At 25.8% G+C, this 8,964-nt stretch carries 8 protein-coding genes; 4 read left to right on the top strand and 4 right to left on the bottom strand.

The genetic code is table 11. The annotated features are described in order from the left end of the window. Positions 1-27: 27 nt before the first annotated feature. Positions 28-1,641: a hypothetical protein gene (locus E6A48_RS00440; RefSeq protein WP_219708079.1), complete on the bottom strand. Its 1,614-nt coding sequence runs from the start codon at positions 1,639-1,641 to the stop codon at positions 28-30. Between the two features lie 228 nt (positions 1,642-1,869). On the opposite strand from E6A48_RS00440, the gene E6A48_RS00435 reads away from it, so the two are divergent. From E6A48_RS00435 to E6A48_RS00420, 4 genes are all read left to right on the top strand, one after another. After that, the gene (locus E6A48_RS00435; protein WP_219708078.1) at positions 1,870-3,225 is read left to right on the top strand and encodes an aspartate kinase; all 1,356 of its coding nucleotides are present in this window, start codon (positions 1,870-1,872) and stop codon (positions 3,223-3,225) included. A 28-nt stretch (positions 3,226-3,253) separates the two neighbouring features. Beyond that, the gene (locus tag E6A48_RS00430; RefSeq protein ID WP_219708077.1) at positions 3,254-3,748 is read left to right on the top strand and encodes a DUF4234 domain-containing protein; all 495 of its coding nucleotides are present in this window, start codon (positions 3,254-3,256) and stop codon (positions 3,746-3,748) included. 52 nt (positions 3,749-3,800) lie between these two features. Beyond that, a complete protein-coding gene (locus E6A48_RS00425) occupies positions 3,801-4,229 on the top strand; it encodes a PepSY-like domain-containing protein (RefSeq protein WP_219708076.1) in 429 nt (142 codons plus the stop codon). An 86-nt stretch (positions 4,230-4,315) separates the two neighbouring features. Beyond that, complete coding sequence (locus E6A48_RS00420) at positions 4,316-5,428, top strand: MGDG synthase family glycosyltransferase (RefSeq protein ID WP_014933840.1); 1,113 nt, start codon at positions 4,316-4,318, stop codon at positions 5,426-5,428. Here E6A48_RS00420 and E6A48_RS00415 read toward each other — a convergent pair. The 3 genes from E6A48_RS00415 to E6A48_RS00405 form a co-directional block, all read right to left on the bottom strand. After that, complete coding sequence (locus E6A48_RS00415) at positions 5,425-5,844, bottom strand: PepSY-like domain-containing protein (protein WP_014933839.1); 420 nt, start codon at positions 5,842-5,844, stop codon at positions 5,425-5,427. The genes E6A48_RS00420 and E6A48_RS00415 overlap by 4 nt on opposite strands. Positions 5,845-5,894: 50 nt before the next feature. After that, complete coding sequence (locus tag E6A48_RS00410) at positions 5,895-7,001, bottom strand: hypothetical protein (protein WP_014933838.1); 1,107 nt, start codon at positions 6,999-7,001, stop codon at positions 5,895-5,897. Positions 7,002-7,068: 67 nt separating this feature from the next. Beyond that, positions 7,069-8,910: a methyl-accepting chemotaxis protein gene (locus E6A48_RS00405; RefSeq protein WP_219708075.1), complete on the bottom strand. Its 1,842-nt coding sequence runs from the start codon at positions 8,908-8,910 to the stop codon at positions 7,069-7,071. Between the last annotated feature and the right edge of the window lie 54 nt (positions 8,911-8,964).

Raw genomic sequence — 8,964 nt, 5'->3', positions numbered from 1 at the left:
AATTATAATTTATAATTTTAAATAGTGCTATTGATTATTTTTTAATTTTCTGAAATTTGCATCAAAGCTTATATTTATATGTGTGTAATTTGAGTTTACACTGCTTCCTATTACTAAATTATTAGGATAGCTCCAATTTCTAAGAGGTACATTAAAATATTTTAGTATACTATTTGCTTTTTCTAATTGTATTGTAAATATATAGTTTGGATTATCATCATCTATCTTCTTTGTTATTTCATTTAGAGTTTTTTGACTGTTTATATTATTTATTGTTGTTTCTATAGCCCTAATGTTTTCACTAAAAAAGTATATTTTATCTATAAATGTATAATACAACGATGAACCGTTAGGAAAAGTATAAGAATATATATAACTATTATTATAATTTTTCTCTGACTTTGTAATGTTAATATATTTCTTTAATAATTCATTTTCTAATTTTGGCAATATATTATCATAGTTTTCTATATTAAATATCATAACAGGATAAATTATTTTGCTTGATTCTATATAAGCTAATGCCATCTCTCCATACAAATCACTAATAATACTTAAAAAAGAATATTTGTTATTCATCTTATTAAATAGGTTTAACAATTCTCTTTTTATTTTTGTATTATCATCATTTTTCAAATCATTATATATAATAGGATATAGTCCTGAAATATAAGATTTTAATGATAAATAAACAACTGTATTTTGATAAGGCAAATAATTTTGTATATTATTTTGTTTATTTAAATTATAAAGTTCAAATTTATCAGAGCCTCCATATTGATAATCAACAAAAATATCCATTTTGCCATTATCATCATATAGTTTTATATTTCCATATATGTTATAAACATCTTTAAAATATTTTATTGGATTAAACAGCATAGAGCCTTCGCATTTATTATCATCAAATAATTTTTTATTTATATAAAAAGAAATATCGGGATTATAATTTAATGATGAGTTTTGTAATATACTGATATTTTCAAAATTTCCAGCTTTAGCATCAAAGAAATCTATAATTTTTTTTATACTTGGATAATTTTTGCTGATTATTACAATACCATTATAAAAAGAAAAATAAATTAATGGCTTATCATTTATTAGTCCAAATACTTTATAATTATTATACACTTCTTTTTTTATTTCATATTTTACAGTGCCTATATTTACCGTTTTCAAATTAAAAAAAGTATTTGCTAAAAAAGTATTAATTTTACCTACATCAAAGAAATACAATAATTCTGAATTTGAAAGATTATTATTATATTTCCATAGAAGTATGGAGGCATTTCTAGAAGTTAAAATTTTAGAAAATTGTTTTATAAAGAAATTTGAATTATTTTTTAAATTATAAAAGAAAGCATCAATAGTTTTTATCATTATAGAAAAATCATACATCGATTCATCATGAGAAATCCTATAAGCATATACAGAGCTAGTAAATTTTGATATACTTTCATTTATACTTTTAGCACTTATATACATAATACTATCTTTGGGCATATTAATATTTCTCATATTTTTTTGATGTAGTCCAAAAGGATAGTATCCTATTATAAGCCCTACAGCTAAAATTATTATTAGTATTGAAGATACTATAATAGTCGCTTTTATTTGACGTCTTCTTTTAATGCTTATCATATTTTATATACTCTAAACCGCTATTACAATTAATTATTTTCGTCATTTTAGTTATATAATTAAATTATGAAAATATATTCTCTATTCTTAATATAATTTATTAATTATTAAATACAAAATTCCGTATTATTATTTTAATTAATTTTATAATTGATAATTGAATAAAAGTATTATTTATGTTATTATAAATAGTAATATTTTTGTGTTTTTTACGGAGGATAGTAAATAATGAAAGTAGCAAAATTTGGTGGCTCTTCGCTTGCTAATGCTGTACAAATAAAAAAAGTTGTAGATATAGTTTTATCTGATAAAGATAGAAGAATAGTTGTAGTTTCTGCACCTGGTAAGAGGGTAAAAGAAGATACAAAGGTTACCGATTTACTTATAGCACTTGCCGATGCAATACTTGCTGGAAAAGACGGTAATCATGAATTAAAGATAATATTAGAGAGATTTAAAAGTATAATAGATGATTTAGGTTTATCACATTCTCTTTTAGAAGAGATTGATAAAGACATAAAAAAGAGAATATCAGAAGATAGAAGCATTGCTATAAAGTTTACAGATGGAGTTAAGGCACTAGGTGAGGATATTAATGCTAAGGTAGTAGCTTCATATATTAATAGTTTAGGAGTAGAGGCAAAATATGTTAATCCTAAAGATGCTGGGCTATTATTATCAGAAGAGTTTGGAAATGCTGCTGTACTTGATGTTTCTTATAAGAATCTAGCTAAATTAAAAGATGAAAGTGCTATAGTGGTTTTCCCTGGATTTTTTGGATATACACAAAAGGGAGATGTTGTAACTTTCCCAAGAGGTGGAAGCGATATTACAGGTTCTATACTTGCTAAGGCAGTGAATGCTGAAGTATATGAGAACTTTACTGATGTAGATGGAGTTTTGGCTGCTTCTCCTAGTATAGTGGATAATCCTAAACTTATAGATGAGTTTACATACAGAGAAATGAGAGAACTTAGTTATGGTGGTTTTAATGTTCTTCATGCAGAGGCACTTCAGCCTGTTTATGAGGCTAATATACCTGTTCATATACTTAATACCAATAACACTGCTTCAAAAGGTACTAGAATAGTTGCACAGAGAGATAAATTAAAAAATCCTGTTGTCGGTGTTTCTGGAGAATCTGACTTCTCTTGTCTTTATGTTAGTAAATATCTTATGAATAGAGAAGTTGGTTTTGGCAGAAAATTATTGGGTATAATAGAAGATGAAGGTATACCATATCAGCACGCTCCTTCTGGTATAGATAATATATCTGTAATAGTTAGAGGTTCTACTTTAACAAAAGAGAAAGAGAAACGTATTTATGAGAGGGTACGCGATGAGCTTAATGTGGATAATGTTTTCTTTGATAATGAGTTGGCTTTAGTAATGCTTGTAGGAGAGGGAATGCAGGAGGTTGTTGGCATTTCTGCTAGGGCTATGAATGCTATTGAGAAGGCAAATGTCAATATTGAAATGCTTAATCAGAGTATTAGTGAAGCTAGTATTATGATAGGTGTTAAAGAAAAAGATTTGAATAAGGCTATTAATGCTGTTTATAAGGCTTTTTTTACTGAACAATAATTAGTAATAAATTGGAGAAAATTTATTTATGAAAAAAGGAGTAATATTTCCAATTCATTTACTTCTTTTGCTTAATATACTTACCTGTGGATTATTTTATTATTATTGGATATACAAAACTACAAAAGAAATAAAAGACTTCACAGGTAAAGAAGATATTAATCCGTTGATTGAAGTATTATTAGGTTTCTTTACTTGCGGGCTTTATTTTAAGTATTGGTATTATAAATATGGTAAGGTAGTGTATAAAGAAATGCCTAATCAAATTGGAATGGATAATACTGAAGATAAAACGGTTATGATAGTTTTAATAGATATTGTTATTTTTATTGCTTTGTTTTTAAATATAATATTTAGTGTTATTATTTTTGCAATTAGTGTCAATTATATAGATAATGATATTGATAGAATTTTTGCTGTTTTAAGAGTTATTCCTTTTAGCCTTATATATATAGTAAATGCATCTTCTCTTATTTTGCAAGATAAACTTAATAATATTTGGAAAAAAGCAGATACAATATAATAAATATTTTATTATATTATTTATATATAATTAATTTATAGAGAAAATAATAATGAAAAAGCTTTATTTATTTTTATTGTTTTTAAGTTTCTTTAGTTCTGGTTATTTATATTTTTATGATGATAGTAATTTTACTATGATACCTTATGAGAGGCTTCCTGATATTTCAAAAGAATTTATAGAAAATAATTTTAATGATTATACTATACATAACACCATGATGAGCCATCATTATATAGTTGTATTTAAAGGCGGAAGTTCTATTCAATTTAATTTTAAAGGAGAATGGATTAATATTATAGGAAATAGGAATATTATACCATTTGAAAAAGCAAGCAGATTTATACCTTCAAATATTATAAATACTCTAAAATCAAAATATACTAAAATAAACTCAATATATAAAAAATCTAAAGGCTATCAATTTAAAGTTGATGATGGAAAAATAGTTTCTTTTGATAAAGAAGGAAATATCATTTAAAACAATTAATGATTAGATTGACAAAAGATATCAATTTATTATAATATTATCAATGATATCTTAATAGTTAATAAAAAGGTAAAAAAATGAAAAAAATACTTATAATATCTTCAGAATATACAGGTCATGGACATAAAAGTGTTCATACTGCTCTTATTCAAGGTTTTGAAAAATTATATAAAGATAGTGTTGAGATAAAAGTAGTAAATGGTTTTACTTTGGGAGGTCCTGATTTATTAGCTGCTGAGAGACTTTATAATCAATGTGTAAAATATTTTCCTAAGCTTTGGGAGAAGATTTTTAAGTTTTCATTTAAAAACAAGGACTTTATTAATAAAAATAATTCTATAACAATTAAGAGAAGTTTTTTAAAGATTTATAAACAATATAAGCCAGATTTAATTTTGAATGTGCATCCTCTTTTTAGCGGAAGTTTATTAAATATAATAGAGAAGAAGAAATTGGATGTGAAGTTTTTTATACTTATTACAGATTTAATTACAATAACAAAGATTTGGTTTGATAATAGGGCAGATAAGATAATAAGTCCTTCAAAAGAAGCTACAGAATATATGATAAAAAACGGAATAGATAGAGAAAAGCTTATAACATTCGGTCTTCCTGTAAGAAATGGTTTTGATGCTCCTTTTGCAAGCAAAGAAGAAATTATTAAAAATACAAATATTGATGGAAAATTAAAAATATTAATACTAAATAATTCTGAAAAAACTAAAAGACTTTTATATATAATAAAAAATCTTTATAGTAGATATAATTGTGAAGTTACAATAATATGCGGAAGAAATAAGCATACATATAATAAGCTAAATAAATTTTATGCTTCAAGAAGTTATAGTCCTCAGATAATAGGATACACTCAAAATATAGCCAAACTTTTTCATGATAATGATATATTGATAACAAGGTCAGGTCCTACAGCTATAATAGAGGCAGTTAATTGTATTATTCCAATAGTATCTATGGGGGCTTTACCAGGTCAGGAAGAGGAGAATCCTATTTATATACAGCAAAATGGTTTAGGTTTAGATTCAAAATCTACAGATGATATTTTCAATAAAATAGACTTACTCATTGCTAATAATAGAGAAAAGCTTGTAAAAATGCGAGAAACACAATTTGATTATTATGGTAGAAATGTTAGGGATGATATTGTTAAATATTTAGCTGATAATATTTAATCTCTACCACTTTTTGTAATATTACCATCAAAGTCTATAGTAATTTTTCTTCTGCTTTTGAATTGTATTTTGTATTCTTTACTTTTTTTCTGAATATATATTACTTTTTCTTCTGGAAATTCTTTTTTTATAGTATTTTTTATATTATCTTCAATATAGTCTATAGATATTTCATCTCCGCCACCGCTTATAGTATGCCAATCTCCATTAAAGTTTACATATATTTTTAATCCACCTTTAAATATTAAAACATATCCGCCAGATGATTTAGCAGCCCTATATAAATAATAATCTGAGAAATATTTGTCAGCAAACATTATAGAGCTTTTAGGTACTTCACTTAATCCAATAGACTGTGAATATAGATACACATTCATTATTGATAATATAAAAAACATATAGATTATTTTTTTCATTTATTAGTACCTCTCAAATTATAAAAGTTATATATAAATATTTCTAAGTCTTATAGTTTTACATTTCCAGCAATATAGTATCTTCCATCAGTGGCACCCTGAAAACCAACATTAAACTCTGCCGGACCAGCCTTGAACTTACCAAATAGAGCATATTCCAAATATATTTTAGCCTCTTTATCTTTTATATGCACCATTTCTCTTAAAGCAATATTGAGCATATACCATTCGAACCCTTGTTCTAATCTTATATAATGAGCATCATTTTGTCTCCAAGTATATTCAGCAATACCATTAAGCCAAATTGTTTCGTTCATAAGAGGGAATCTAAAAGTAGCAGAAGCCTGAACAAGCGAATCAAATAATGTTATATGATAATTTTGAGGCTCTCTTCTATTTTCATGTTCATACAAAAAACGCACTTCTATATTTGGTATATTAAATCTAAGTAATAATGCTTTTGGTATACTATGTCTAAAATCACCTTGAGAATATGCTATTTCATAATGATTTCCTATAAACCCAACTCTTATACCAGGACCATTTAATACTTGAGGTATATAATAATCTGGAGTATCTATATATGCTGGGTTTTGTGTAGTGTCATAATAATGCGGCATAAGCATAAATGTTGTTGTATTAATATCAAAGGTAGCTTTTCCTCTTGCAGAAACTAATATTCTATCTACAAATACAGCCTGTACACCTCCATCATATATCCCTCCATTTCCTCTTATATATGGGTAGTTTATATCTGGGTTATGTGTATCAAAATATCCATATGCTGTAATAAAACCTGTAAATTGTATATAATCATTATGAAAAGTTTGACCAATAGTAGCAAAAGTATCTCTCATATTAAAAGTATTTACAGTAATTGCATAAGAGAATGTTGAAACCAAATGGAATTCTAATGGGTATTTTTCAAAGAAACTTAAATTTTCATCATTTGGGTTTGGCAATGTTCTTTTATAATCATCTCTAAAATAGTCTGGTTTTATATATTGAGGAAGTTCATTGTTTCCTTCTCTTCCTATAAACATATCAAAGGCATTTGGTAGTTTTGGCATTATTGCATTGGTATATGCTGTTTGTGAGTTTAAAATTGAAGAAGCTATTATCAAAACAAAACAAGAAAGAGTGAATATTTTTTTCATAAATAAATCCAAATAACAAAATATTTTGATATTATATATATAAATATTTTATTGTCAATTTTAAAGATTAAGACATTTTGAAAAAATTCATTATCTTTTTTAATTGCTGAGCTTGTTCTAATATTTCTTTTGAAGAGAGTGCAGTTTCATCAACTAAAGTAACATTTTTATTAGTAATAGCATCTATTTTTGATATAGATATATTTACATGTTCTATAGAAGTTTCTTGTTCTAATGCCGTTGTGCTTATCTCATTCATTATTTTAGCTGTATTTTCAACTTTTGATTGTATATCATCAAATATTAGCTTAGATTCTCTAGCAGTTTCTGCAGATTTGTTAATTTTTTCATATATATTATCTATTAATAATGTTATATCTTTAGCTGAAGTTTGAGAGTTTTGAGCCAAGTTTCTAACTTCTGATGCTACAACAGCGAAACCCTTCCCATGTTCTCCAGCACGTGCAGCTTCCACAGATGCATTAAGAGCGAGTATATTAGTTTGAAAAGCAATATCTTCTATTGTTTTTGTGATAGTTTTAATTTTTTCGCTATCCTCATAAACTTCTTCTATATTTTTTGTAGTTTCTGATATACTTTTAGCACCTTTTTCTACAGCTTCTTTAGATGATGCCATCATATTATTTCCATCTACAGAATTTGCAGTTGAACTTTTTATTGTAGAAGCCATTTGCTGTATTGCAGATGATGTTTCTTCCAAACTGCTTGCTTGTTCTTCGGTTCTTTTTTCTAAATCATCACTTCCTCTAGATAATATTAGAGCTGATTCATTAATTTTTTCTGAAGTATCATTAACTTCACTAATTATACTGGATAATGCATTTCTCATTTCTCTAAAAGAATCTGCTATTTCTCCTATTTCATTATTTTGGAATTTATGGTCTTCTAATACAAAATTTCCTCTTGACATATCTTTTGCTTCTTTTGCTACAACTTTTAAAGGAGAAATTTTTATTTTTGTGTAAAAATATCCTATTATATATCCAACAATAATTCCTATTATTCCTATAATAACTCCTGTAGTTATTAATTTATTTTTATTTTGATTTAATAGCTTATTTGGTATAGCAACCGCCAATTTCCAAGGAAGATTATTAGCAGAATAAAAGAAGCATGATTTTTCAATAGATGATTCTGTAAATGATAAATAACCTTCTTTTTCATTAATTACATTATTAAACTCTTTTGGAAACTCTTTACCAATATTCTCTAATAAATTATGCATTATAATATTTTTTTGATTGATAATAAAAATTCTTCTATCATTATCAAAATTATCTCCTATATTAATTAGCATCTCATCAACAACTTTAGACCAATCTAGTATTACAAGCATAGCTCCCAAATAACTTTTATCAGTCCTTGAAAGTACAGGAGATATACAGCCTATAATCCATTTTCCATCATTATTTTTATATATATAGTCTGATAATGTAGGTTTTTTTACATTATTAAATTTTTGCCACAATTCTGGAAATAATTCAGATATTTTTTTACCAGTGATATTATCTCCTTTTGATGAACTATTTATAATAGTGCTGTCTTTTTCTACTAGTGATAGGCTAATTACATACGGATTTTTTGCTCCCATTAATCCTAGTACAGTTAGCATATTGGCCTCTGCTTCAACGTTTCTTTGTATCATATAATTAATTACAAATGACAATGAAGAATAAGTATCTGCCAATACAAGCTGATTTTCAGACCAAGAGTTTATAAAAGTAGTGTATCCTTTTACAGTGGTTTGAAAGCCGTCATAAGTAGCTTTATCTATAGCTTTTGAAGACATTCTTACTAGTGTAAAGATTGATATAAATAGTAATGAAGTAATAAATATATTAATTGCCATAGGTATTTGTATTGTTAAACTATTAAATTTATTTTTCATTTTAATAAACTCTCTGAAATTATATTATATAATATTTACCTGTCTAGGGTATAT

It is taken from the genome of Brachyspira pilosicoli (assembly GCF_019402445.1).
Taxonomy (GTDB): domain Bacteria; phylum Spirochaetota; class Brachyspiria; order Brachyspirales; family Brachyspiraceae; genus Brachyspira; species Brachyspira pilosicoli_B.
This window is presented reverse-complemented; position numbering and strand designations above follow the sequence as displayed.

Coding starts and splice junctions, on each gene's coding strand:
- E6A48_RS00435 (WP_219708078.1), top strand. CDS start 1,870: ATGAAAGTAGCAAAATTTGGTGGCTCTTCGCTTGCTAATGCTGTACAA.
- E6A48_RS00420 (WP_014933840.1), top strand. CDS start 4,316: ATGAAAAAAATACTTATAATATCTTCAGAATATACAGGTCATGGACAT.
- E6A48_RS00405 (WP_219708075.1), bottom strand. CDS start 8,910: ATGAAAAATAAATTTAATAGTTTAACAATACAAATACCTATGGCAATT.
- E6A48_RS00415 (WP_014933839.1), bottom strand. CDS start 5,844: ATGAAAAAAATAATCTATATGTTTTTTATATTATCAATAATGAATGTG.
- E6A48_RS00440 (WP_219708079.1), bottom strand. CDS start 1,641: ATGATAAGCATTAAAAGAAGACGTCAAATAAAAGCGACTATTATAGTA.
- E6A48_RS00410 (WP_014933838.1), bottom strand. CDS start 7,001: ATGAAAAAAATATTCACTCTTTCTTGTTTTGTTTTGATAATAGCTTCT.
- E6A48_RS00430 (WP_219708077.1), top strand. CDS start 3,254: ATGAAAAAAGGAGTAATATTTCCAATTCATTTACTTCTTTTGCTTAAT.
- E6A48_RS00425 (WP_219708076.1), top strand. CDS start 3,801: ATGAAAAAGCTTTATTTATTTTTATTGTTTTTAAGTTTCTTTAGTTCT.